The organism is Streptomyces alkaliterrae (assembly GCF_007097205.2).
Classification (GTDB): domain Bacteria; phylum Actinomycetota; class Actinomycetes; order Streptomycetales; family Streptomycetaceae; genus Streptomyces; species Streptomyces alkaliterrae.
Genome location: NZ_VJYK02000626.1, coordinates 1 through 945, shown reverse-complemented (window position 1 = coordinate 945; position 945 = coordinate 1). Strand labels below are relative to the sequence as shown.

1 protein-coding gene and 1 pseudogene are annotated in these 945 nt (G+C 70.7%); both read right to left on the bottom strand.

Annotation, left to right across the window (positions count from 1 at the left end):
• Nucleotides 1-473: DUF4389 domain-containing protein (locus FNX44_RS27185; RefSeq protein WP_323369691.1), on the bottom strand; the 473-nt coding region annotated here is incomplete at its 3' end.
• A 178-nt stretch (nt 474-651) separates the two neighbouring features.
• Nucleotides 652-798, bottom strand: a pseudogene (locus tag FNX44_RS27180) (VOC family protein); the annotation flags it as partial.
• Nucleotides 799-945 lie beyond the last annotated feature (147 nt).

Here is a 945-nt window from a genome sequence, read left to right as displayed (position 1 = left end):
CCCTCGTACTGCCCGCCGTCGCCCGTGTCCGAGCCCCACCCCCAGCTGCCGCCGGTGAAGGCCGCGACCACCAGGTAGTGGGGAAGCGCCAGCAGCCACCACTTGACCAAGACCAGCCCCCGGGACAGCCGCTCCGGGTGGTCGACGTGGACACGCAGCGCGTAGTCCGGCACCTCCTTCAGGGTGAACGGGGGGTAGCGGTCGGTGCCCAGCACCGTCCACGCGTAGAAGACCACCCGCCACGTCCAGCGCAGCACCCCCACGTTGAAGTCGAAGATCCCCCGCGGGTAGCGGGCCGTGAAGAGGATCGCGAAGAACGCCACGAGGGTCAGGACCCAGAAGGCGATCCAGAGGAAGACCAGCACGATGTAGTGCGGAATGGCCAGGAACCACTTCACCAGCCACATCCAGCGCTTCAGCCGGGGATCGACCTCGGCCTCGACACGCAGGGGGTACGGAGCGACGGGATTCACGCGGTCACCACCTCCGGAGGATCGCGCCCCCACGGCCGGGGATCCCAGGATCGGCCGTCCGGCCCGCCCACGCCCCCGGAGCAGGGCCGGACGGAGGACGGCGCCGCGCCGCAGCACTCGCCGAAGCCGGAGTGGACCACCATTCCCTCGCGGGTCATGCCGCCACCCCCGGGGTGCGGTCGGGGTAGGGGAAGCCGACGGGTTCGAGGTTGGTGACGCCGGGGCCTTCGCTGCCGATGCCCCAGCCCAGGGCCTGGGCCCAGAACCGGCCGAGGGCGGAGTCGTCCTGGGCCTTCGTGTTGATCTGCACGAGTCGTGTCGCCATGGCGGAGGTCCTAGAAGCCCACCTCGACGGGTCGTCTCGTCAGGGCGCCCGGTCGAGGCGGACGTTGTCGACTGCCCAGTACCAGTTGTTGTCGCCGCTGTAGCGGAAGTGGATCCGGGCGTGGCGGGCGGTGGCGGGGACGTGGAG